The following is a 22,718-nucleotide window of genomic DNA, read 5'->3' as shown; positions in this document are numbered from 1 at the left end:
GTGATGAGCGATGCCTCTGGCGTCGCTTCACGCATGCGCCATGCCACCAACCTGTTAGGCCGCACCAAGACACGGCCGCCCCCTCAATTTCGCATTGTCGATAACCAGTCGGCGTCAATGTCAAGTGCATCGCATCCAACTGGGCCGACTGACTACCGCGACCGAGATGCCATGTTTGGCCCGCGGCCGCCTTCCAGCATTCGCCTCCGATTCAAGCGGGCCTCTTTGTAAGACTCACGCCGCCATCAATCGGAATTTGCGCACCGGTAATGTAGCTCGACGCGGGGGATGCCAGGAAAAGAGCTAGTCCCTTCAGGTCGTCAGCTTCTCCAATGCGGCCGATCGGGACCGTGGCTCCTATCGAAGTCTGGACCTCGGGTTGCTTTAGCCACCCACCTCCTATGTTCGAGACGATGAACCCGGGCGCGACTGCGTTCACGCGGATCTTGTATGGGGCCAGTTCGAGCGCAGCGTTGCGCGCCAGATGAGCTGCTCCCGCCTTCGCGGCCATGTAGGCCGCCCCTATCATCCCCTCATTCAAGTATGCGGCGATCGACGTCGTGACCACGATGCTCCCGCCTCCTCCGCCTCGTTTCATGTGGCGCGCGGCAGCGCGAATGGTGGCAAAGATGCCATTGAGATTAACCTCAATGTTTCTGTTCCACCGCTCGTCCTCGTAGTTTTCGATAGCACCTGCCTCGGACGGGCTGCCGTCCGGGTTGGAAAAGCCGATTCCCGGGTCGATGCCCGCGTTGGCAAACACGACGTCGAGGCGTCCGTATTCTACTGCGACTTCTGCGAAGACCTGATCGACCGCCTTGCGATCAGTCACATCAAGTTTGTGACCTCGAACGTCCAAACCTCTCGCGGAGAGCCGGTCCACCTGTTTGCCCAGGGAGATCGAGTCCACATCAAGGATCGCCACCCGTGCACCGCTCTCGGCCAGTGCTTCGACAAAAGCGAGACCGATGCCACTGGCGCCGCCCGTGACAATCGCGCCATATCCCTCGACAGAGAACCTCTCGGACATCATCAGCGACCGTCCTCATCGAACAGCCTCGGCCATCCCCGGGATGTCTAGCTGTTCGCAAGCCAATGCGAGGTCGCCTCGCCAGCATTGGACAATGCCATGCGCGTCTCCCCCAAGAATTCCACGTCGCTGTTGCGAAGCGGTTGTTGAAGCAATTTAGGAGAAGCAGGATACCGCCGCCTGCACAAATCGATCCGGCTTGCAAAAAACTGACACAAACTGCATGTCGCAATGCAACAATCATCGTCTCTCAGTTCATCCGGGTCGATGGCGTCGGACCGGGCTTGCGGCACGGCGACAGTGCCATTCCCGCCCTACACCCGCTGCGGCAGGTTCAGCTGCTCCGCGAACCTGATGAAGTATTCGAAGCTCGCCGGGTTCGCCATGGAATCCGGGCTCGCCACCCTTTCGGCAGGAGTGCCAAGCAACAGCTTGCGCACCGGAAGCTCCATCTTCTTGCCGGTCAGGGTGCGTGGGATCTCCTCGACCTGGAAGATCTCGCTCGGCACGTGGCGAGCGGAGCCGTAAGTGCGGATCTGTGTGGCGATCCTCGCCTTTAGTTCGTCGGTGAGCACGAGCCCCGGCTGCAGCACGACGAAGAGCGGCATGTAGGATTCTCGCCCGAGATACTCGAGGTCGACAACCAGACTGTCGCGGATTTCTGCAATGTCCTCGACAACGCGGTAGATCTCCGCGGTTCCGATACGGATGCCGAACCGGTTGATTGTGGTGTCGGAGCGACCGTAGATCTGGCTGGTCCCGGCGACTGAAAAACGGATCCAGTCGCCTTGTCGCCAGCGGCCGGGAAACTGCTCGAAGTAGCTCTCCCGGTAGCGTCGGCCGCCCTCATCATTCCAGAAGAATACCGGCATTGACGGCATCGGCTTGACGATGACGAGTTCGCCGACCTCGTCGATGACCGGTTCACCCGCCTCGTTGAAGGCGAATGCTGCGACGCCCAGTTCACGGCACTGGATTTCTCCGGCATGGACCGGCAGCATAGGACTGCAGCTCACGAAGCCCGAAGCTATGTCGGTGCCGCCGCTGATCGACGCAAGCCAAAGATCTGATTTGATCGCGTCGTAGACCCACCTATAGGTCTCGGCCGGCAGCGGTGACCCGGTCGAGCTGATTGACCGCAGCTTCTCCAGCGCGACGAATTCCTCAGGGCCAAGCCGTCCTTCATGCAGTTGGTGAGAAACGCGGCGCCGCAGCCGAAATGCGTGACGCCGTATGCATCCAGCAATTTCCAGATCGCCCGATTATCCGGCCAGACCGGATTGCCGTCGTACAGCACGATCGAAGCACCCGTCAACAGCGCGCCGACCTGCAGGTTCCACACGATCCATCCAGTGCTTGCCAGGAACATCAGGCGGTCGCCGGGGCGCAAGTCGTGCTGGAGCGACATGGTTTTGAGATGGGTAACGACGATACCGCCGTGGCCGTGCACTATTCCCTTCGGCAAGCCCGTCGTTCCCGAGGAATAGACGATCCAGAGCGGGTGCGAGAACGGCACGCGATCGAACTGCAATTCGGCGTCGCCGCTGACGGCATCTCCCCAGCTCATCACGTTGCGCCATCGGATCGGCCGCTCCGCCGCGAGCGGGCCGGGCACATGGATGATGTGACCGACGCTCGGAAGCCCTTCGCGCAACTCTTCGACGATAGGCGCGCGATCGTGGGTCTTGCCGTTATAGGTGTAACTGTCGGCGGCAAACAGAACTTTCGGTTCGATCTGGCCGAAACGGTCGAGCACCATGGTTCGTCCCATCTCGGGAGAGCAGCTGGACCAGATCGCGCCGATGCTGGCGCACGCCAGAAGCGCAACGACCGTCTCGGAGCGATTCGGCAGGTAGGACGCGACGCGGTCACCCCGCTTGATGCCGAGACGACGCAGTGTTGCCGCCAGTGCGGCCGTCTGTTGCCGCAGAGCTTCCCAACTAACCTCACGGGCCTCGCCCGCTTCACTGAGCACGACAAGCGCGGGCGATTCGGGCCTGGCGGCGCGGAAGATGTGCTCGGCATAGTTCAGGCGGGTATTCGGAAACCAATCGGCGCCGGGCATCGCGTCCGATCGCAGCACGGGGGTCGGGTCGCCGTCTGCCCGCACGTCGAAATAGTCCCAGATCGATCCCCAGAAGGTGTTCAAGTCGCTCGTCGACCAGCGCCAGAGGTCCTCATAGTCCTCGAACTTGAGACCGTGGCGCTCATCAAGCCAACTCATGTAGTCCCACAAGCGAGACCCGACGATCTTGTCCTCGGACGGCGTCCACAGCAGCTCCAAAGTCGCAGTTGCCTTCATCACTTCGATCTCTTTCAGCGCGAGCTTTAGAAGCCAAAAATTGGATCACGATGGTTCTTCAGGTCTGTCGGCGGCGCCCCTCCGGTGAGCTATCGCCGAAAGTTGGTGACGGCGGGAACCTAACGAATACCCGCCGCCGCCTTTTTTGCTTCTATCGTTGCCTGACGCCGCCCCGCTTCGACGGCGGCTCGTTTCGGATCGACGGCCTGATCGGCCGGAAAGGCCTCGACGATCTCCGCGAACGCTTCGCGGACTTCATCTTTGAATTCGCCGTGCGGAAGAATGTACGCCTCATTGTGAATGATTCCGGCAACCACGCGCTCGCCGATGTCGAGCGGATCCATTCCGAAGTCCAGTGGCGACTCGATATCCTTGAATGGGCTGAGCTCCCGACGCTTGCCGGAGGGATCGAGATGCTCAGTGGTCTCTGCGAGGTTGGTGCGCACAAGACCCGGGCAGAGCAGCGAAACCCCGATCCCGTGCGGCGCCAGGGCCATGCGCAGTGACTCCGTCAGACCGCGCACCGCGAATTTGGACGCCGTGTAGATGCCGCCCGGACCGGGCAACGGGAGAATCCCTCCAATGGACGACGTATTGACGACGTGCCCCCCCTCCCGATGGGCCTTGATGCGCGGCAGGAAGCTGGTCGTGCCATTGATGACGCCGCCCAGATTGATATTCATCACAAAGTCCCAATCCGCGAAGCTCGCCTCGTCCATCGGAACGGTGCTGGCGACGCCGGCGTTGTTGCACAGGACGTGGACCTTGCCGAAGACGCGCTCGGCCTCGTCAGCGGCGCGCTCCATTGCGGCGCGATCCGTAACATCGAGCCGGATCAGATGATAGTCGCCGTTCGAGCGATCGAGAGCCGCCGCCACCATGTCGAGATGCTCCTGGCGGATATCGGCAACGATCACCTTCATTCCATGACGGAGAAAGGCGCGCGCCATGCCGAATCCGATTCCGCTGGCGCCCCCGGTAATGAACGCAATCCTGCCTTCCAGAGCCTGCATGATGTTGCCTCCAAGACGCTTTACGCGAATATGCCCGACTTGCCGGGCGCAATGACGCCGTTCGGATCGAGAGCCCGTTTCAAGGTTTGATTGAACTTCTTTTGTGCCGGTCCATAAATATCGGCAACTTTGTTCATGAAGGCAGTATTCGTCCGGTAGACCGCGTACCCGGCCTCTGCATTGACCTTCAGCAGTTTGTCGTAACAACGATAGGCGCGCTGCATCTCCTCGCCGTCGGTCCGGTCGAAGGCAATCTCGCAGACATGCTCCATATGCCGTCCCCCGACGAGAAAACCGGCCAGGTAATCGAATCCGAACTCGGCCAGCGTTGTCTTGACGAGGCCGACCTGCTTCTTGAAATCTTCCGCGCGGGCGGGCGCCAGCGGCGAGAACCAGACGGACCCGCCGCCGCCGCGGTAATTGTAGAGGCCGAATTCAACCAGATCCGGTCGGCCCGTCATGGCGCCTTGCCAATGCCGGAAGAACCGATTTGGTCCGACCTGATCTTCGGTGAGCAGGATCGCACCGGTTGGTTCGAAGGCCTCCTTCACGATCTTGAAATTGACGGCGATCTGCTCCTGGGTGCCATAGAGCGTCGCAATGGCATTCCAGATGGGGGCGCCGGCTTTGCGTGCAATCTCCGCGATTACTTCGTCCGGAATCGCGCCCGCACCGTTGTAGAGGGCCGTCCGAGGCACCTCACACGCGACGCCATAGAGCACATGGCCCAACAGCGAATTCTCGAGGACGTTGTTCAGGCGCAGATTGCGCAATGCCTCGACGCCCTTCGCCGCGCCCTCGATATGGTTCCAAACGGCCGTGAACGTCATCGACGCGGGCGGCTTGCGCATGAGCCACAGCCCCATCTTGGTGACGATGCCTAAATTGGACTGAGAGAACAGGCCGTCGACCCACGGCCCATAACCCCAGCGATAGGCTTGCCAGGCTGCGCCGCCTTTGACGCCGCCCATGGCGGTCCTGACGAGATCGCCGTTCGGCAGGACGACTTCGAGGCCGCAGAAATGCGCCATATGCTCGCCGTAGCGATTATAGCCTATTCCCCGGTCGAGCGTATTCCCAACCGGCCCGGCGATCGGCCCGGATGACGGAAAGCTGAGCCAGAGGGGCAGATTCCGTTCCTCGATATAGTTGCGCAATTGCTCGTATGTAACGCCCGGCTCGACCAAGGCCGTACACATCTCAGCGTCTACTTCGATAATCCTGTTCATACGCCGCAGATCGATGACGATCTGCCCAGCAGTAGCTGGCGCGGCCGACCCATATCCAAAATTGCGTCCTGTTGAGATGGGCCACAACGGAGTCTTGTACTGATTGGCGAGGCCGACGACCTTTTGGACATGATCAACAGTCAGAGGAATGATCACCGCCGAGGGCTGGTGAAGTCTTTCGTCCTCCGGGATCATAATCTTCGTATAGGGAACGAGACGATCGAGGTCGACGATCACATTGTCCACGCCAACGACGGCGCGGAACGCCTCTATGGCCTTCGTGAATTCGGCCTTCGTCAGGCCTTCAGGCAGAATGACACTGTCGTTCATGGCAACGCTCTTTAGATTTTGCTGACGATAGAGACGAGGTCGATATCGAAGGGAGACTGATTGCGACTATTCCGCAGCATGCTTGCTGGAAAAGCCGTATCGCTCCCAGCCATGATGCTGGATAGGACGTAACCCAACCGGTAGGGCCATTCTGACCCGTCGCTCACCGTTGGAGACGGCGCGACAGAGGAGTTACCGAGGCAGATTTCATCAATCGTGCAGTTGCCGACTCTGGACCCCAGACTTGAGGCGAAGGCATTGCCGATCCCACCACTCGATCCGGTTATAAACCGATGAGCTGTCGTGCTGTGATTGCCATGCGAGACGATTTTGGCTCCAATCTCGCGCAAGCCCTCGTTCACTAGAACAGCATCCTGAGCGGACAGAAGCGCCAATATCGTCTTTCCTCGCGCATTTACGAGATCAACCATCACTTCGGTGAAGGTCGAGCCGGAGATGGCTTGCTCGGGTGCGAACAAGGGCAACGAGGGGCTCGCATTTCGCAAGCCGGCCACGACACCTTCGGTGAAAGATGTCGAGACGGGTAAGCCAGCGATGCGACGGCTGATCAACAAGCGGATTGAGAACGTCGGCTCTCTGCCCTCGAAAGAAGACGCCAGGGAGAGGATTGGATGACAAACCGCGCCGGCTGTCGCCGCGAGAGACGCGCTTATAAGGGATCGCCGTGACATCTTCATCGCTTCACCTCGGCCGGTTGAGCCGGAGGGGGGCTGTCTTTCAGCCATTTTGTGAGTGCCATCAGCTCTTGATTTGAAAAGTCGGTTGGGCGAAAGGCCGGCATTTGCCGCAGTCCTTTGGTGACGACGCTTACGATTATATCTTCGCTAAGCTGACGTCCTTGGATAACGGGTCCGACCCGCGTATCGTGGCAGTAGCCGCAAACCGATCCATACATTTGCTCGGGCGATTTCCACTGACCCGCGGACTGTGCGGCAGCCCCCGTGGCGGCGCCCACAGTCGCCAATGCGGCGACGGTAGCCAGCACATGTCTGCTGTCGCGAGCTAGACGCAAGTGTGCCCCAAGCAAACCCATCATGTGAGACGACTGATCGAAAAGAAGCACCCATCACCTCCTGCGGACCGGAATCCGCTGATCAATTCTGCTTGTGATATCCAGGACGGCTGACGCTGTGGTTTGACCAAAAGATGCGACGGCACAGCCGTTAAGGGGGCACTACGTCGTTCGTGCCGCCACGTTTTCCGAGATCCACCTTTCCAGGAAAGCGGATCGCTGTTAGTCCTCGTGGCCCTCGATCATGATGAAATCGGAGGTGCTGGCTTCGTCGCGAATCTTGGCCGCCGCCTGATACTCGGGTGAGTCGTAGCAGGCCTTGGCTATTGCGTAGCTTTCGAACTCGATGACGACGTGGCGACGCCCTTGAAGTGCGTCGCCGTGCACTTCGCATGCACCGTTTCGGACAAGGAACCGCGCCCGGTACTTCTTCAATGGTCCGGCGTTGGCCGCGATGTAGTCCTTGTAGCGCTCCGGGCTCGTGACGTTGACGTGACCGACCCAATATCCCTTCTTCGCCATCTCACCCTCCTCTTGCGCTAACGGTCTGCTGACAAACCTGACCACCTCACTCGCACCTTCCAGCCGCTGCTTCACCACAAGTGCGGCGGCGCGAAAAATCGAATCTATGTTGGTCGTGACCCTACATATTCCGAGATCCACCTTTCCAGGAAAGCAGAGATGTCATCGCTGTTCCTTTCTTGCATCATCAGATGGCCATTGCCGCGCAGGCCATGGTCTTCGAGCCGCAGATGGACCGCTCGCACGCCCGCCTGAACGAGATAATCGACGGTGCCGTGGTCGTGCATGGACCAGGCCGACGTCTCCGATGTCACGACAGCAACGGGTATCGATGCGAGATTGGGAAGACGCCTCGCCGGCTCTTTCTGAACGAAGCAGTCCGCCAGCCCCGGCTTCGGAGCCTTGCGGATTTCACGCCGCAATTCAGTTGGGCCCTTGATGGGCGGATCGAACGTCATCGGGATCGCAGTGAGTCCGTAAGAGAGGTCGCCCAGCCCCATTGGCAATTGGGCGAAAGGCGGCCCCATCGGCTCAACCGCGACAATGCCTTTCACCAGGTTCGGTCGACTATCTGCCACGAGCCAGCCGAAGGGCGCTCCCATGGAATGGGTGAGCAGGATCGCCGGACCGATACGATCCAGCAATTCGGCACCGGCCCGCTGCATCAACTGTTGCGTCTGTGCCAAGAACACAAGGAACGGACCTTGGGTTGCGATGAATTGGTCCAGAGCTGGATCGCCGACGACGCCGGAGCCAGGCCACTGATTGTGCTTTTGCGCGTTCGGCCAGCTGTTCGGCTGCTTGCCGGGTGCGCTGAACAGCGTCATGGCAAATTCGTAGGTCAGCGGAGGCGCCATGGGACCCAGAGCCTCCGGATGCAGGGGTGATCGACCGTGCCCTGGGCGGTCCACGACATAGACCGCGTAACCCTGCTTCAGAAAGTAAGTGGCCCATCCAGGCCGCCCATCGGCAGTACCGAGAAAATCCGTTCCCTGCCCCCCACCTCCATGCACCATCACGATGGGATATGGATGCCGGATGTGCTCCGGGATCTGATACTGTACGAACATCTGGCCCGCAGCGATGGTGCCATTCGGTGTCTGCTGGCGGACCAAGCCGGTCCAAAAGAATCCCTGATCTGCCAGCACCAACGGAGCAGGTTTTGCTTTAGTTTGGGTCACGTCCCCCTCCGACTTTCTTCAGAGATCCAGAAAACCGGTCGGCAGCCCGAGATTGCTGCGACCAATGTACTTCGCGAAGGTCATGTATTGGGAGGACATGTGTCCTCGATACATCTGGGCGTCGCCAAAGTATCGAAGCATCCTCGAGCCCTTCCGCGCCGCGGTCGACCCGGCGGTCTGGAACAAGAGTTCGATGGCTTCACAGGCAAGACGTGCGCCGGTCTGCAGCATTCCCCAGAGTCGCAAGTTTTCTTCCGCGGAGGCTTGCACTCGCGTCGTCGCCCACCGCTGGCAGTAGTCCATGTGCTTGCGCAAACCCTGGAGCAGCACGCCTTCCGCCGCATCGGTCAACGCTATGGCGCGGCCATAATTGACCTGGAAATCAGTCTCGAAGGCACGCTTGATGAAAGGTGGAACAAACGTGTTTTGCGAGAACAGGATATCGCGATATTCATCGATCGCTGCGCGCGCGGCTCCGATGATCGGCGATGTCAGGGACGCGTGATAAGGACCCATGAGAACGCCGAGATACATCGGATTGCCATGCAATCGCGTTCCGGGCGTGCCATCGGAGAGATCCTGCTTCACACCCAGCGCGTCGAAGAACGCGGTCATGTGCTCGGGCACGAAGACGTTGTCCAGCTTGACGCTGTTCGAGCCGGAGCCGCGCATGCCCAAGGTGCGGTCTCCACCCCAATCGCCCAGAATTGTGTATTGCCCCCACGGCACAACGAAGTGCAACATGCGTGGCGGGAACGACGTTTGAAGCAACGTTGCGCCCAGGAAGTGCGTGCTGTGCGGTATTCCCGACGAATATGGCCACACACCATTGATGATATAGCCGCCCTCGACCGGCAGGCACGTGCCACCGGGGGCAGCCCGGTGCGGTGACGCGAAATGTCCGGATAAGCCGAAGATTTCGATCTGCGCAGCTTCCGACCAGTGCGAGGCTATGACCGGCGCATGAGAAGCGGCCAACGTCAAGCACCACCCTGCGGCCGGATGACCACGCGATATCTCCACCATGACGCGAAAAAATGTTTCGTAATCGAACTCGTAGCCACCAAACATTTTGGGCTGCAGGATCCGATAGAATCCAGCATCGATGAACTTCTGCTGGATTTCGTCCGAAAAATGTCCCCGCTCATCGGTCTCGTCTTGCGACTCCCTCAGCAGCGCCCTCATCGAGGCCGCACGATCGATCAGATCCTGCGGAGCGAGGTGAGGTTCCGGTACCGGCAGGCTCTTCCGTATGGCCTGAACGTTCATTTCGATCTCCTGACGTTTCCGTTGAGCGCGGTTGCGGCTAACCGGCGATAAGGATCTATGCCGGCGAACTCACAATCATTCTTTTGTGGCGCTCGAGCACGCGCGGCGCAGTTTCGTCCAGCATCAGGCAAAGCAAGCCTGCACAGATACACAGCGTAGCGGCGATCCACATCGAGCTGGACGGACCGAACACGTCGGAAGCGATCCCGGCGAGGGCCGGGCCCGCGAAGCCGCCCGCAAGCTCGCCCACCCCCATGATGAAGCCAAGCGCGGTAGCAACATGGGTCGGCGGGATCGTCTCGGACGGCACGGTGGCCATGAACAACGAGAAGCCGCCAATGGCGAGATAGCCGACACCCATGAACAACACCATCAAGGGCAAAGGTCCGTCGAACATGACGGTTGTCACCGGGGCAAGCACGCCAACGAAGCCTGACAAGACGAGGATCGGACGGCGGCCAAATCGATCCGACAGCGCCGGTACGATGATCGAAGACGCGGCCGTCGCGATACCGGTCGCGGCCACGGCAACGCTCATCGCGCTGGGCGACAGACCGCGGACCTGCACCAGGTAGATCGGAAGGAACGTTATCTGGATCAGGAGCCAAGACACCATCAGGCAGCTCACGATCGCGCAAACCCAGATGTTGCGATGTTTCAGCATCGTCGAAAGCGGGATCGTGTTGCGCGCCGACGCAGTCGATACCGGAGCGGCACCCGACGAAGGTTCACGGATAAACAGGATGATCAGGGCGGCCACCATGAAGCCAGGCACCGCCGCAATGTAGAAAGCGCTTCTCCAGCCGTAAATCTGCGCAATTGCGACGAGCAGCAGAGGAGCGGCAAAATTACTGAGGAGCGCGCTGAAGAAATTCTGCAGAACGCCCATGTTGAAGCCGCGGCGGTGCTCCGAGGATTCCGCAGCCATGATCGACTGCGCGATCGGAAGTACAGGTCCTTCCGCAAATCCCATCACGAGGCGCGCGGCAAGCAACGTCAGAAACGTATTGGCGAGACCGGATCCTACCGAGCACATCGAGAAGATCACTATCGCGCAGACCAGCAGCGTCTTACGATTCTGAAAATAGTCCGAGAGCGTGCCGACGGCATAGCCGGCAATCGCCCAGGTCAGCGCCAGGCCAGCCGAGAGGAGACCGAGCTGAGTGTTGTTCAGATGGAGCTCAGGCACTAGAAATGGAGCTAGAAAATTCAGCGCAAGACGGTCGAAAAATACGAAGCCAAACGCGGCTCCCATCAAGACGACAACGAGATTTTCATAACTAAGGATGCGATTCTTGCTCATGCCCCCTCCCTATTGTTTCTCGTTTCGGTTGTTTGCGGCCGCGTTCTATGCGCACTGCGCCGGCGCGGCTTCTGATATTTCTTGAGGCGCCAGCCCGTTGCGCCGGCTCTCATACAGCCGCCGCATTCTCGCGAACTCGACGACCTGCTCGGCCACGAATCCAAGCTGTTGCGCTATGATCGGATCACTGCACGTACCATCTGCGGAAAATGGCCTCTGCGCGGTGTTGATCACCGCTGAGAATGGCGTCGGCCAACCACGCAGCGCGTGAACGATTGTCCGCAGAGTTCCCAGCGTCGCTCCCATGGCTTGGGCTCCGCCCGCGCATACGATGGCGCCGACGGCACGTCCGCCAAGATAGCTGCGCGCGTCCGCGCGGAGATCCTCGGTGTAGTCTATTGCGTTCTTGACCAGGCCCGAGATCGAGCCGTGATAGCTTGGGGTGGCAATGATGACGCCGTCTGCGGCGCGCAGCGCTTCGACTAACGTCGTCGCACGCTCCGTACGTTCAATGGCGTCGTAGTGAGGGAGATTCAACGATTGCCCGGCGAAAATCTGCGTTTTCGCACCGAGCCGCGCGGCTTCCGTCAGGGCCAGGCGGAGCGCCCTCTCCGAGGTTGATCCGTCGCGCAGCGTGCCGCCGATGCCGACGACGAGCGGAGACCAGTCTTTCATCGCCGCAGCCCGCTTTCCGGCGCAGCACGATCAGCCGAGGTGCAAGGCTCCTCGCGCGAATGCTGGCCAATTCGGATATGCGAGCACCCTCGCCCGGCATCGAACAATGCCATGCGCGTCTCTCCCTACCATCTGCGCCTTGATTGCGTCTGGCGCCTCTTCGTGAGGGAAAGTAAGACAAGCTGGGAGGCCAAGCCTGCACAAACCGGACCGGTTTGCAGGAAACTGACACAAACTGCCGGCTTCGTTTCCAGGAAACGAGCCGGCGTTCAGATCGGAAAGGCAGATCGTGGAGTTCTTAATTCATTGCCCGTCGATAAGCGCCCGGCGATAAGCCGGTCATCCGACGGAACGTATTGGTGAAATGTTGCTGGTGCGCAAACCCGCATTGCCTTGCGACTTCCGCGAGGCCAATGTTTGGATCCGTCAGGAGCAGCTTCGCATGATGAATTCGCACCCCCACAACGTAGCGGTGAGGAGACACGCCCAGCGAAGACTTGAACAAGCGTATGAAATATTCGGGGCTTACGCCGCAGATCGCAGCCAAATCGCCCAGCTTGATGCAATCCGCGATATTGGCTTCGACGAAATCACGAATCGAGCGCACGCTACGCGTACTCAGTCCGCGTTCCACACCACCCGACGTTTTCGGCTTCCGTCCATTGAGCACGACAAATCGATTGGCTATGGCATGCGCAATTGAATCGGCCAGGAGGGAACACGAGACATCACCCTCCCGCACCATTTCCTCCACCACGGCCAGGAGATTGTGGGTTAAGGGCTCCGGCTCACCCAACAAAGGCGAGAGGCCGAAATCGGAGTTCTGCGCTTGACCTTCAGAGCCGGTAAACAGTTCAGGACGCAGGTACACATGGATCGAATCCACTGGCGTGTCTAGCGTCACCTCGCAGTCGCGGCGCGGCGGCAGGAAAAATATCCCCTTCTCCTGCAAGTGCCTGGATATGACACGCCCGTCGATCCGATAGGTGACATCGACTGGTCCACTCGCCGCAGTCACCAGCAGGGCGTTGGCATTGGCTTCGAAGCGGCCCCTGAACGGCTCTTCCCGCTGAACCGATGCGAACATAGTCGACCAGCCGAGCCCCGCACTCGACGCTTGGCCTTTCACGTCGCGCTGTCGCAGGACGGAATGGACCTCGCCTCCGTCGAACGGCCGCACGGTGCGCTCATTTTGCACTGCGGCTGGCGATAGTGGATCGGAGTGTTTCTGCATCGGCCTGACTGCCTATCAGTTGACGCCGCGACGGTACCGACCGGGCGTTTGGCCCGTCAGCCTGCGGAAGGCACGCGTCAAGTGTTCCTGATGGGAGAAGCCACAGCGCAGTGCTATCTCGGCGAGACCTTGCTGGTTTTGCTCGATCAAGCGCTTGGCTCGTTCGACACGTGCCGCGATCACATATTGGTATGGTGATTTGCCGGTGGTTGTTGCAAATGCTCGAGCGAAAGACTTTGTACCGGTGCCGCACGCGCTGGCCATCGCAGCAAGGGTGATCTCACCCTCAAGATTGGCTTCGATGAAATCCTGAAGGCGCCGAAGTTGGTATTCAGGCAGCCCAGCGGTCTGAACCTGCCACGGTTCGCTACTCCTGCTGATCGCGGAGATCCTGTTCGCAAGTGCGCGCGCTATCGGATCGATGAAGAGATCTGAATTCGAGACGTTCTCGCAAAGCGCCTGCTCAACCGCGTGCGCCAGATGCTGTAGAACCACATCCCGTTCAACCAGCAGCGGCGTGACCTCATTAACGCGTTCGCGTCCAACCAAGGTTGCGCGCAGATAAATATGCAGCGTATCCAGCGTCCCGTGGAGCCCAACCTTGCACGCATGACCTGCCGGTAGAAAGAAGGCGCTTCCCTTTGGAATGCAGCGCGACGTGACGTGCCCGCCGGATTCAAAGGTTGTCTGCACCGGGCCGCTGCGGTGCAACACAATGAGGTCGTCAGCGATCGCCTCGAACCGGCCCTCGAAGGGATTCTCCCTTTGGATCGATGCGTAAATCGAAGACCATCCATACCCCTCACTTGAGGCATGAATGTCGGCGCCAAACCGCTGCAGAACGCGGTGGGTATCAGAGCCTCTAAACTCGCGCTTGGCTTCCATCTCGTGCTCGGCGTGTAATCAGCTGACGGGCCCGCTGCAGCGCAATATGCGCGGCGTGATGATGAAGAATAGTGCACTATAACAACGATGCTCTGAGCACGCCAGCGCCTTCGTTTGTGACCAAGCCCCTGTGAGGGAGAGGTAAGGGACTGCAGCTGATCAGTTCTCGCGCCAAGATATTCGGCAGGTCGTCGATAAGGATGATGCGCTTCTGCCGTTCGTTGCTCCTTCTGCACTGGATCGTTCGCAGCCAGGTCCATGCGACGCATCTGACGACAGATCTTGATGATACCGCCTTCTTCGACAAGGCTAGCTTCCAGCACTCATCAGACCACCGAACATTGTTCCAACACGAATCGCTCTTCCGGCACTCGTAATGCATCAACGACGAAATGCAGCTGGTCCGTGGGACGTTGCCGGGTCCGCCTTAAACGCGTGCTTTCCCCTTGCGGCCCAAAGCGCCCGCGCCTGTTCACCCCGGTCGCTTTGGAGCTTGTCGGGCATCCAGAGTAGCGAGCCGAAGATCGTTGCGCGGTCTTCGCCGGTTAAGTCCACGATACCGGCTTTGATGACTGCGCCGCCCAGTTCGATAAGATGCCGCGTGCGCTTGCGGCGATCGACTTGCCACGCGCGCATGTCATGTCGCTGTTGCGGCTTGATGCCGGTGCGTGCTGCTCGGTTGCGCAGGAGCGCCGTCCGCGTTGCGGTCAGTTGCCGGCACATTTCGCCGCGACCGTCCCTGAGAGAACGCAGCCGCGCGCCTGGCCCATGCCTCCCTCACCAGCTTCTTTTGTCTCGGCTAGGAGGAGCAGCGCGCCGGCCGGTTCGTAGGCGCTAAGCGCATCTGCACCGGTGGCGAAGACCAGCTCACCAAACTGCTGCACCTTGCGCGTCTTGAAGTCGCCCGCTTTGTCCCCAAGTGCCTTCAGCATAAGAGTTCCGTGGGGTTGCGCATCGTCGTCTCCGCGAGTGTTGATGGAGAAAATGCTGCCGCCCATCGAGAGCGGTGACCTGGACGTTGCGTCCGACGCTTTTCCGTCGAGAAGACAAAAATTGGCTCTAACGCGGGACCAAGTCACGGCCGGCGCCGATCGCTTCCATCTAGGGTCCGGCCAATGTCGAGGGCTGTCAAAACTCCTGGCCCCTGCAACACGAGCTGGGTGCTCGGCCGCTGGAAAACCAACGCTTTGCGCAGGTTCGTCCAGGCGCTGGATGCCCCGGAAGAAGGCATCGACCGATACTCAAGGGAGTACTGCGTCGCGCAAGATCGGCCATCTAGCCTCAAGCATTGAGAGCATGCAGTCGATCGAGCGCGGTGTGATGCGCGAAAAGCGAGCTACGATGGCATGTCCGACTTCATTCAGGTCCTATTGAGCACAGTTATGTCTGCGGTGACACCCCCCGGGTCGCTCAGGTAGCGGCTTCACGCATCATCGCCTTCAGCATTTCCGCGAGCACACTGGCGATCGCGCTCGTCCCGCGCTCGTGGCCGATCAGCATGAGCGTCTGCGTCTCGTGCGCCAACTCGCGCACCGGCACATAGACCAAGCGGCCGACGCGCCGCTCGAACTCGATGTCAAACGGCGTAAGAAAGGTGATGCCATTATCAAGAATTGCGGCGTGACGCATGATCTCGATGGCGTTGGTTTCGATGATCGGCAGCGGTTCCAGCGAAGCTTTCGCAAATGCCGAATCAAGGTAAGGCCGGATCACGGTCGACCCGTCGGCGATCACCAGCGGATAGTCGACACAGTCGCTGAGCCGGATCTGGTTGCGCTTGGCGAGTGGATGGCTGGGCGCCATCACCGCGCCGAGCTTGCCGGCGGCGCGGGCGAGCACCTTCAGATGACTGCCACGGGTAAAATCGAAGCCAATGCCGAGGTCGGCCTCGCCGCTGACGACCGCGGATTGAATGTCCTCGCCGGTGGTCAGCAGCGTCAGGCAGAGTCGCACCCGGGGATTGGAAGCACGGAACTGCTTGACGGTGCCGGGCACGAGGTTCGAGGCGAGACCGCTCATCATCGCCACCGTGATCTCGCCCCGCCGCAAACCTTTCAGCTCCTCGATCTTGCCCTGGGCACGGGTCAATTCCTTCAGGGTCTGACGGATGTGGCCGACCAGCACTTCACCCGCCGCAGTTAAAATCAGCTTGCGCGGCAGCCGTTGGAAAATGGGCGTACCGAGCTCGGTCTCCAGCGCAAGAATCTGGCGACTGATGGCGGAGGCCGCGACGTTAAGATGGCTCGCAGCCTTGCGGATCGATCCGGTGCGCGCCACCTCGTCCACATAGGTCAACAGGCGGCTATGCAGCATCCCCTTGCTCCTGCTCGAAAAAAGGTCTCGCAGGGAAGGATGCTGTCACGTTGCCTGAAAGGCAACGGTGTTTGCGAAATAAAGCGCTTTTATGCAAGCCTTCCGGCGTGCTGAATCCATCGTCGCTCGTCACGCGCACGGTCGAGCCGACCGCAATCAGGAGTTCTCCTTCATGGCGTTCAGCGTCGAAAACCTCGCTCAGTCCAAGGCCTTCCGCATCTCGCCGACTGACACCAACTATTTCGTGATGTTGTTCGATCAGGAGAGCGACCGGATCGACAACATCTTCGTCATCGAGATCTTCCGGCCGGGCGGTGCGACGCCGCCCAATGAACATGCGGCCGCGTACGAATTCTTCCACGTGCTGCAGGGCGAAGGCCTCGCGCGCTGCGACGGCAAGACACTGCCGATCAGAAAGGGCGACTCGCTGCTGCTGCATCCCGGCTCGGAGCACCTGATCGAGAACACCGGGGCCGGCAAGCTGTATTGCCTGACGGTGATGACACCGAACGAAGGCTTTGCCGAGCTGATCCGCGGCGGCGAACCGGTCGAGATCGAGGCCGACGACATCGCGGTGCTGCGGGGGCGCGACCAGGCGGTTCAACGATGACCAACACTCGCCTCCAACCGGTCGATGGTCTCGTGCCACTCGGCGCCAGCGCGCGCAACCGCTGGTCGGTCTCCGCGACCCAGGCAAATCTTGTCCGGCCGCCATTCGCGCCGCAGCCGGTGACGTTCGATGCCGGCACCAAGCTCGTGACCTTCGACCTCGCGCGCACCGCCATCATCGTCATCGACATGCAGAACGACTTCTGCCATCCGGACGGCTGGCTCGGCCATATCGGTGTCGACGTGACGCCCGCTCGCGCGCCGATCGCGCCCCTGCAACAGCTGCTGCCGGTGCTGCGCGGTCTCGACGTGCCGGTGATCTGGCTCAATTGGGGCAACCGCCCCGATCGGCTCAACCTCAGCCCGGCTCTGCTGCATGTCTACAAACCGTCCGGTACCGGCGTCGGCCTGGGTGACCGGCTGCCGGGCTCCGGCGCGCGCGTGCTGGAACGCGGCAGCTGGTCGGCCTCTATCGTCGAGGAGCTAACCGTCGAGCCCACCGACATTCATGTCGCCAAGTATCGCATGTCGGGATTCCAGGACACCGAGCTCGATAGCATCCTGCGCAACCTCAATGTCACGACGCTCTTGTTCGCGGGCGTCAATGCCGACCAGTGCGTGCTCTGCACGCTGCAGGACGCCAACTTCCATGGCTACGACTGCATGCTGCTGCGCGACTGCGCAGCCACCACCTCACCGGATTACTGCATGGCTGCGACCGTCTACAACGTAAACCAGTGCTTCGGCTTCGTGCTGGAGTCTTCCGTCCTGACCGCTGCCCTCGCCGGCAAGCGGGCCGCGATTGCCGAGGTCAACGCGCAATGAACGATCTTACACCCTTCGACGGATCCAACCGTCATCCATCGACGGACAGACTGGCACCGCTGCTCGCCGAGCTCGGCGATATCCCGGTCGTGACTGACCCTACGATCGTGCGCCGACGCTCGCGCGATTTCTTCTGGTACAGCCCAGTCCTCAACGATCAGCTCAACGACAAATCGGCCGATCTGATCGTCGCGCCGCGCAACGAGACCGATATTGTTCGCGTCGCCGCGGCCTGCGTACGCCACCGCGTGCCACTGACGGTGCGGGCCGGCGGCACCGGCAATTATGGCCAAGCCGTGCCGCTCGCCGGCGGCGTGCTGCTCGACGTCACCGCGCTCGACACGATCGAATGGATCAGACCCGGACAGATCCGTGTCGGCGCCGGCGCCAAAATGAATGCGATCGACGCCGCTACGCGGCCCTCTGGCTATGAACTGCGGATGCATCCCTCGACCAAGCGTACCGCGACCATTGGCGGTTTCGTCGCTGGCGGATCCGGCGGCGTCGGCTCGATCACCTATGGCGGCTTGCGCGAACCCGGCAACATCCTCGCCGCGCGCATCGTCACCATGGAGCCGGAGCCACGCATCATCGAACTGCGCGACGACGCCGCACAGAAGATCAACCGCGCCTACGGCACCACGGGTATCATTACCGCGCTCGAAATGCCGCTGGCGCCGGCGCAGCCATGGATCGACGTGGTCGTCGCCTTCGACGATTTCCTGGCCGCGGTCGAATTCGGCCATGCCGCGGCTCTTTCCGACGGCATCGTCAAGAAGCTTCTGTCGCCGATCACGTGGCCGCTGCCGTCCTATTTTGGCGCGCTGAAGTCCTGCTGTCCCGACGACAAGAGTATCCTGATCGCGATGATCGCGGAGGGCTCGCTGCAGAACTTCAGGAATCTGCTCGGCGATCGCGGCACCATCACCCTGGAGACGCCGACCGACGAAGGCCCCGGCAAGGTGCCGCTGTACGAATACACCTGGAATCATACCACCCTGCAGGTGCTCAAGAGCGATCGCACGGTGACCTATCTGCAATGCCTGTATCCTCATGACCGGCTGCTGCAGAAAGTCGAGGAGATACGCACGATGTTTCCGGACGAGGTGCTGCAGCATCTCGAGTTTATCCGTTTCAACGGCCAGTTGACTTGCAGCGCACTGCCAGTGGTCCGGTACAGCGACGCGGAGCGGCTGAACGAGATCATCCGCCTGCACGAGGCGCACGAGGTCTATATCGCCAATCCACACGTGTACACGGTCGAGGACGGTAGCCGCTACAAGCGCGTCGATGTGGATCAGCTCGGCTTCAAGCATGAAGTCGATCCCTACGGCCTGCTCAATCCAGGCAAGATGCGCAGCTTCGTGGCGGAGCGGTGACGTGCGCGTGCTGTACGTTTATTGCCATCCGCTGGACGACAGCTTCCACGCCGCGATCCGCCGCGAAGCGCTGGCCGGTCTCACGCAAGCCGGGCATGCGGTCGACCTGCTCGACCTCTACGCGGAGGGATTCGATCCCGTGTTGACAGCCGAGCGGCGGCGCGACTATCACGATGCCGCGCGCAACCGTGCCAACAACCAGGCCCATGTCGACCGGCTGATGGCTGTGGAGGCGCTGGTGGTGCAGTTTCCGACCTGGTCATTCGGTCCGCCGGCCATGCTGAAGGGCTGGTTCGATCGCATGTTCGGGCCCGGCATCGCGATGGACCTGTCCGACCCGGCGCACGCGAAACCGCTGCTACAGCACATCAGGCGCATTAGCGGCATTTCGACCTACGGCCGACCCCGCTGGAAAGCCATCGCCATGGCCGACCCGCCGCGCAAGATCGTGACGCGCTACCTGCCCTGGTTCACTGGCTTCGAGGCCAAGGTACGCTATCACGCGCTGTACCATATGAACATTGCGACCGCAGTCAGGCGCCGCCGCTTTCTCGCGGAGGTCCGCCGAGCGATGGAGCGGCTATGAGTTGCTCGCTGCAATAGTGGATTCGCGACCAACGGCATTCAAGGACACCTCATGGCGACGATATTCGGCGAGACGAACTGGCGCTCGATGAGCCAGGAGCAGCGCGACCTCGGGCTCAACAACAGCGCCGCCGTCCCGGGGAGCGCCGAGCTTGTCGCGAGCTGGGAGCAGCGCTCGGCCGCTGTGCGGGACAAGCATTCCGCGTATCTCGACCTGAGATACGGTCCACGCGACCGTAATCGAACCGATTTCCTCAAAGCCGCCGACGGCGGCCCGACGCTGGTGCTGATCCACGGCGGCTACTGGCAGATGCGCTCGAAGGAGACCGTCACCTGGTTTGCCGAAGGACCGATGGCTCACGGTATCAATGTTGCGCTGATCGGCTACACCCTGGCGCCGGAGGCGACCATGGACGAGATCGTTGCCGAAATCCATCGGGCTCTCGACGCCCTCGTCGACCAGCTTGCCGCGCTCGGCGGCGACCCTGGCCGTATCGTCGTGTCGGGCTGGTCGGCAGGCGGACATTTGGCGACGATCGCGCTGTCGCATCCGCGCGTAAAGGGGGGCATTGCGATCAGCGGCATCTTCGATCTCGAACCAATCCGCCACAGCTTTCTCAACGTCAAGCTGAAGCTCGACGAAGCGATGTCGCGGCGCAATTCACCGCTGCTGCATGCAGGCGGCCCTGCGACACCGCTGGCGCTGGTGGTCGGCGATGCCGAATTGCCGATGTTGCGCCAGCAGACCGCCGACATGGCTGCCCACCGCGCCGTCAATGGATTGCCGGTGAGCTATGAAGAAATTCCCGGCGCCGACCACTTCTCGATCATGCTCGGACTGGGCTCGCCGACCGGGCGGATCACGACCCTGATCCGGCAGCTGTTCGAGCGCGGTTGATCAGCGCGGCAGCTTCGCCGCCTTCACGTCGTACAGGAGCTTGATGAACTCCCCCGCGGCGTGCTCGGCGGTGAGACGGCCCTTGTCGGCGGTGGCCTTGTGCGCTTCGCCGACCGCGCCGTCGGGATTGAGGTCATCGGCGATCCAGGCGTAGGCAACGAACCCGGTCGGCCTGAGATGGTCGAAGACCGCTTCGTCGTCTTCGGCAACGGACCGGAAGTCCTGCGCGCGCGCCACATCGACCAGCTCCGGGCGGAAATGCAGCATCAGCGAAGTCTCGAAGTCACCGCCGTGAATGCCGAATTTCAGCTCGCGCTCGCTGTAAAGGCCGGCTGGCTTGCCGAGCCGCGACCAGGCTGACTTGACCACCAGCATATCGGCGCGCACCCGCAATTCGCGCGCGACGATGCCCATCACCTCGTCGTTGCCGCCATGCGAGTTGACGATCACGAGCTTCCGTACGCCGGCGCGCGCGACCGACAATCCCAGCTCGGTCCAGGCCTCGATCAGCGTCGCCGCCGGCAAGGTCAAGGTGCCGGGCATCCGCAGATGCTCGTTGGATTTTCCGACCTGCTGGATCGGCAGGATCCGGATGTCGAGATCGACGGGCAGACAATCGATCAACGTCTCGAGCATGCCGCGGTTGATCGCCGCATCGACGCCAACCGGCAGATGCGGCCCGTGCTGCTCGATAGCGGCGATCGGCAGGATGGCGATGGTGCTCTCCGGATCGAGGCTTTCGAATTCACGCGAAGCATATTCGTCCCACCAGACCCGGCGGCGCGGCTTGTCCATGCTCGGTCCCCTTTCACGCCGCACCGCGCGGTTGCGGCGCGCACGACCATGATGTCCGACTAGGACATCACGGGGCGGTTGACAATGGTGCGCGAAGAAGCGTGACGCGAGCCTTTTGCGTTGCCTAAAAGGCAACGTATGCCTCGAATCAAAATGCTTCCGGATGACACACGGCGCGTGCATCTTTTCAGCGCCGGGAACGCTATCGCCGGAATTCTGCCGCCACTGGAATTCCATTCGATCGAAATCACACCGAGGTTGCCATGAACGCCATCATGACCATCGTGTCCCGCGCCCTGCTCGCCGCTGCGGCTTGCCTTGCCTTGGTCGCCCCGTCGGCCGCCGCCGACAAGGTGACATTTATGACCAGCTGGTTCGCCCAGGCCGAGCATGGCGGCTTCTACCAGGCCAAGGCGACCGGGCTTTACGAAAAGGCCGGGCTCGACGTCACCATCAGGATGGGTGGACCGCAGGTGAACGGATCGCAACTTCTGCTGGCCGGCGAGACCGACTTCGTGATGGGCTACGACATCCAGGTGCTGAAAGGCCGCGAACAGGGACTGCCACTGGTGACGGTGGCGTCCTCATTCCAGTTCGATCTGCAAGGCATCATGGCCCATGACGATGTGGCCGATCTCCCCGCCTTGAAAGGCAAGCCGATCCTGATCTCCGGTTCGTCGCGGACCACGTTCTGGCCGTGGCTGCGTGCCAAATACGGTTTCACTGACGATCAGATCCGCCCGTATACGTTCAACCTGCAGCCGTTCTTTGCCGACGCCACGGTGTCGCAGCAGTCCTATCTCTCCTCCGAGCCGTTCCAGGCGCAGCAGCAGGGTGTGAAGACAAAATTCTTCCTGTTCGCCGACGGCGGCTACCCGCCCTACGGCTCGACGATCGTGACCACCGAGAAGATGCTCGCCGAGAAGCCCGATGTGGTGGCGCGCTTCGTCAAGGCATCGCTTGAGGGCTGGCGGGACTATTTCAAAAACCCGGAGCCGGCCAACGCCTTGATCAAGGCCGACAACCCGAAAATGACCGACGCCCAGATCGCATTCGCGATCGACAAGCTGAAGCAGATCAAGGCACTTGACGGTGGCGACGCCGCCACCGGCGGGATCGGCATCATGACGGCGGCGCGATGGAAGCAGACTTATGACTTCCTGGTCGCGGCCAGCCTGCTCGATCCCAAGACCGAATGGCAAAAGGCGTTCACCGACCGTTTCGTCAAGGATCTGAAAGTCGCTTTCTAGCGGACAGCGCCGAGGAACGAAGCTTGCAGCGATCCGACGATCATGACTCCACGAAGAA

23 protein-coding genes and 1 pseudogene are annotated in these 22,718 nt (G+C 61.0%); 6 read left to right on the top strand and 18 right to left on the bottom strand.

Annotated features, from left to right (window positions below):
- Positions 1–211: 211 nt before the first annotated feature.
- The 17 genes and pseudogenes from N2604_RS18565 to N2604_RS18495 form a co-directional block, all read right to left on the bottom strand.
- Positions 212–1,033, bottom strand: coding sequence for an SDR family NAD(P)-dependent oxidoreductase (locus tag N2604_RS18565; protein ID WP_260376048.1), 822 nt, complete (start codon positions 1,031–1,033; stop codon positions 212–214).
- Between the two features lie 311 nt (positions 1,034–1,344).
- Entirely contained in the window at positions 1,345–2,031 is a 687-nt protein-coding gene (locus N2604_RS39430; protein WP_311740012.1) for a hypothetical protein, read from the bottom strand.
- A 26-nt stretch (positions 2,032–2,057) separates the two neighbouring features.
- The gene (locus N2604_RS39425) at positions 2,058–3,314 is read right to left on the bottom strand and encodes an AMP-binding protein (protein ID WP_311740011.1); all 1,257 of its coding nucleotides are present in this window, start codon (positions 3,312–3,314) and stop codon (positions 2,058–2,060) included.
- A gap of 137 nt (positions 3,315–3,451) precedes the next feature.
- Complete coding sequence (locus N2604_RS18555) at positions 3,452–4,345, bottom strand: SDR family oxidoreductase (protein ID WP_260376047.1); 894 nt, start codon at positions 4,343–4,345, stop codon at positions 3,452–3,454.
- 20 nt (positions 4,346–4,365) lie between these two features.
- Positions 4,366–5,904, bottom strand: a complete 1,539-nt coding sequence (locus N2604_RS18550; RefSeq protein WP_260376046.1) for an FAD-binding oxidoreductase — start codon at positions 5,902–5,904, stop codon at positions 4,366–4,368.
- An 11-nt stretch (positions 5,905–5,915) separates the two neighbouring features.
- The gene (locus N2604_RS18545; RefSeq protein WP_260376045.1) at positions 5,916–6,602 is read right to left on the bottom strand and encodes a hypothetical protein; all 687 of its coding nucleotides are present in this window, start codon (positions 6,600–6,602) and stop codon (positions 5,916–5,918) included.
- Positions 6,599–6,820: a c-type cytochrome gene (locus N2604_RS39790; protein ID WP_409241740.1), complete on the bottom strand. Its 222-nt coding sequence runs from the start codon at positions 6,818–6,820 to the stop codon at positions 6,599–6,601. Before N2604_RS39790 ends, N2604_RS18545 begins: the two co-directional genes overlap by 4 nt.
- Before the next feature lie 339 nt (positions 6,821–7,159).
- Positions 7,160–7,459 carry a DUF1330 domain-containing protein gene (locus N2604_RS18540; protein WP_260376044.1) on the bottom strand — a complete coding sequence of 100 codons (300 nt, stop codon included), beginning with the start codon at positions 7,457–7,459 and terminating at the stop codon, positions 7,160–7,162.
- Positions 7,460–7,563: 104 nt separating this feature from the next.
- The gene (locus tag N2604_RS18535) at positions 7,564–8,640 is read right to left on the bottom strand and encodes an alpha/beta hydrolase (RefSeq protein WP_260376043.1); all 1,077 of its coding nucleotides are present in this window, start codon (positions 8,638–8,640) and stop codon (positions 7,564–7,566) included.
- An 18-nt stretch (positions 8,641–8,658) separates the two neighbouring features.
- Positions 8,659–9,909, bottom strand: coding sequence for an acyl-CoA dehydrogenase family protein (locus tag N2604_RS18530; RefSeq protein WP_260376042.1), 1,251 nt, complete (start codon positions 9,907–9,909; stop codon positions 8,659–8,661).
- Positions 9,910–9,964: 55 nt separating this feature from the next.
- Complete coding sequence (locus tag N2604_RS18525; protein ID WP_260376041.1) at positions 9,965–11,212, bottom strand: MFS transporter; 1,248 nt, start codon at positions 11,210–11,212, stop codon at positions 9,965–9,967.
- Between the two features lie 45 nt (positions 11,213–11,257).
- A complete protein-coding gene (locus N2604_RS18520; protein ID WP_260376040.1) occupies positions 11,258–11,887 on the bottom strand; it encodes an NADPH-dependent FMN reductase in 630 nt (209 codons plus the stop codon).
- A 298-nt stretch (positions 11,888–12,185) separates the two neighbouring features.
- Entirely contained in the window at positions 12,186–13,121 is a 936-nt protein-coding gene (locus tag N2604_RS18515; RefSeq protein WP_260376039.1) for a helix-turn-helix transcriptional regulator, read from the bottom strand.
- Between the two features lie 15 nt (positions 13,122–13,136).
- Positions 13,137–14,006 carry a helix-turn-helix domain-containing protein gene (locus N2604_RS18510; RefSeq protein WP_260376038.1) on the bottom strand — a complete coding sequence of 290 codons (870 nt, stop codon included), beginning with the start codon at positions 14,004–14,006 and terminating at the stop codon, positions 13,137–13,139.
- 381 nt (positions 14,007–14,387) lie between these two features.
- Positions 14,388–14,642, bottom strand: a complete 255-nt coding sequence (locus N2604_RS18505; RefSeq protein WP_260376037.1) for a conjugal transfer protein TraD — start codon at positions 14,640–14,642, stop codon at positions 14,388–14,390.
- A gap of 1 nt (position 14,643) precedes the next feature.
- A pseudogene (locus N2604_RS18500) lies at positions 14,644–14,938 on the bottom strand (conjugal transfer protein TraD).
- A 478-nt stretch (positions 14,939–15,416) separates the two neighbouring features.
- A complete protein-coding gene (locus tag N2604_RS18495) occupies positions 15,417–16,292 on the bottom strand; it encodes a LysR family transcriptional regulator (RefSeq protein ID WP_260376247.1) in 876 nt (291 codons plus the stop codon).
- A 199-nt stretch (positions 16,293–16,491) separates the two neighbouring features.
- Between N2604_RS18495 and N2604_RS18490 the strand changes: the two genes are divergently transcribed.
- The 5 genes from N2604_RS18490 to N2604_RS18470 are packed head-to-tail and all read left to right on the top strand — an operon-like array spanning position 16,492 to position 20,615.
- The gene (locus N2604_RS18490) at positions 16,492–16,929 is read left to right on the top strand and encodes a cupin domain-containing protein (RefSeq protein ID WP_260376036.1); all 438 of its coding nucleotides are present in this window, start codon (positions 16,492–16,494) and stop codon (positions 16,927–16,929) included.
- A complete protein-coding gene (locus N2604_RS18485; protein ID WP_260376035.1) occupies positions 16,926–17,753 on the top strand; it encodes a cysteine hydrolase family protein in 828 nt (275 codons plus the stop codon). The genes N2604_RS18490 and N2604_RS18485 overlap by 4 nt, the downstream gene beginning before the upstream one ends.
- Positions 17,750–19,132 carry an FAD-binding oxidoreductase gene (locus tag N2604_RS18480; RefSeq protein ID WP_260376034.1) on the top strand — a complete coding sequence of 461 codons (1,383 nt, stop codon included), beginning with the start codon at positions 17,750–17,752 and terminating at the stop codon, positions 19,130–19,132. Before N2604_RS18485 ends, N2604_RS18480 begins: the two co-directional genes overlap by 4 nt.
- 1 nt (position 19,133) lies before the next feature.
- The gene (locus tag N2604_RS18475) at positions 19,134–19,718 is read left to right on the top strand and encodes an NAD(P)H-dependent oxidoreductase (RefSeq protein ID WP_260376033.1); all 585 of its coding nucleotides are present in this window, start codon (positions 19,134–19,136) and stop codon (positions 19,716–19,718) included.
- A gap of 51 nt (positions 19,719–19,769) precedes the next feature.
- Complete coding sequence (locus tag N2604_RS18470; protein WP_260376032.1) at positions 19,770–20,615, top strand: alpha/beta hydrolase; 846 nt, start codon at positions 19,770–19,772, stop codon at positions 20,613–20,615.
- Here N2604_RS18470 and N2604_RS18465 read toward each other — a convergent pair whose 3' ends face one another.
- Complete coding sequence (locus N2604_RS18465) at positions 20,616–21,410, bottom strand: creatininase family protein (protein WP_260376031.1); 795 nt, start codon at positions 21,408–21,410, stop codon at positions 20,616–20,618.
- A gap of 263 nt (positions 21,411–21,673) precedes the next feature.
- On the opposite strand from N2604_RS18465, the gene N2604_RS18460 reads away from it, so the two are divergent.
- Positions 21,674–22,660, top strand: a complete 987-nt coding sequence (locus tag N2604_RS18460; protein ID WP_260376030.1) for an ABC transporter substrate-binding protein — start codon at positions 21,674–21,676, stop codon at positions 22,658–22,660.
- Positions 22,661–22,718: the final 58 nt, after the last annotated feature.

Origin of the sequence: Bradyrhizobium sp. CB1015 (assembly GCF_025200925.1) — a bacterium.
Lineage (GTDB): Bacteria > Pseudomonadota > Alphaproteobacteria > Rhizobiales > Xanthobacteraceae > Bradyrhizobium.
The sequence above is the reverse complement of the archived record's forward strand: the minus strand, read 5'-3'. Positions and strand labels throughout refer to the sequence as shown.

Excerpts from the sequence above, each read along its gene's own strand:
- N2604_RS18515 (WP_260376039.1), bottom strand. The coding sequence starts at position 13,121 with ATGCAGAAACACTCCGATCCACTATCGCCAGCCGCAGTGCAAAATGAG.
- N2604_RS18520 (WP_260376040.1), bottom strand. The coding sequence starts at position 11,887 with ATGAAAGACTGGTCTCCGCTCGTCGTCGGCATCGGCGGCACGCTGCGC.
- N2604_RS39790 (WP_409241740.1), bottom strand. The coding sequence starts at position 6,820 with ATGTATGGATCGGTTTGCGGCTACTGCCACGATACGCGGGTCGGACCC.
- N2604_RS18510 (WP_260376038.1), bottom strand. The coding sequence starts at position 14,006 with ATGGAAGCCAAGCGCGAGTTTAGAGGCTCTGATACCCACCGCGTTCTG.
- N2604_RS18550 (WP_260376046.1), bottom strand. The coding sequence starts at position 5,904 with ATGAACGACAGTGTCATTCTGCCTGAAGGCCTGACGAAGGCCGAATTC.
- N2604_RS18525 (WP_260376041.1), bottom strand. The coding sequence starts at position 11,212 with ATGAGCAAGAATCGCATCCTTAGTTATGAAAATCTCGTTGTCGTCTTG.
- N2604_RS18460 (WP_260376030.1), top strand. The coding sequence starts at position 21,674 with ATGAACGCCATCATGACCATCGTGTCCCGCGCCCTGCTCGCCGCTGCG.
- N2604_RS18485 (WP_260376035.1), top strand. The coding sequence starts at position 16,926 with ATGACCAACACTCGCCTCCAACCGGTCGATGGTCTCGTGCCACTCGGC.
- N2604_RS18565 (WP_260376048.1), bottom strand. The coding sequence starts at position 1,033 with ATGATGTCCGAGAGGTTCTCTGTCGAGGGATATGGCGCGATTGTCACG.
- N2604_RS18465 (WP_260376031.1), bottom strand. The coding sequence starts at position 21,410 with ATGGACAAGCCGCGCCGCCGGGTCTGGTGGGACGAATATGCTTCGCGT.
- N2604_RS18470 (WP_260376032.1), top strand. The coding sequence starts at position 19,770 with ATGGCGACGATATTCGGCGAGACGAACTGGCGCTCGATGAGCCAGGAG.
- N2604_RS18530 (WP_260376042.1), bottom strand. The coding sequence starts at position 9,909 with ATGAACGTTCAGGCCATACGGAAGAGCCTGCCGGTACCGGAACCTCAC.
- N2604_RS18555 (WP_260376047.1), bottom strand. The coding sequence starts at position 4,345 with ATGCAGGCTCTGGAAGGCAGGATTGCGTTCATTACCGGGGGCGCCAGC.
- N2604_RS18545 (WP_260376045.1), bottom strand. The coding sequence starts at position 6,602 with ATGAAGATGTCACGGCGATCCCTTATAAGCGCGTCTCTCGCGGCGACA.
- N2604_RS18505 (WP_260376037.1), bottom strand. The coding sequence starts at position 14,642 with ATGCGCGCGTGGCAAGTCGATCGCCGCAAGCGCACGCGGCATCTTATC.
- N2604_RS18480 (WP_260376034.1), top strand. The coding sequence starts at position 17,750 with ATGAACGATCTTACACCCTTCGACGGATCCAACCGTCATCCATCGACG.
- N2604_RS18540 (WP_260376044.1), bottom strand. The coding sequence starts at position 7,459 with ATGGCGAAGAAGGGATATTGGGTCGGTCACGTCAACGTCACGAGCCCG.
- N2604_RS39430 (WP_311740012.1), bottom strand. The coding sequence starts at position 2,031 with ATGCTGCCGGTCCATGCCGGAGAAATCCAGTGCCGTGAACTGGGCGTC.
- N2604_RS18490 (WP_260376036.1), top strand. The coding sequence starts at position 16,492 with ATGGCGTTCAGCGTCGAAAACCTCGCTCAGTCCAAGGCCTTCCGCATC.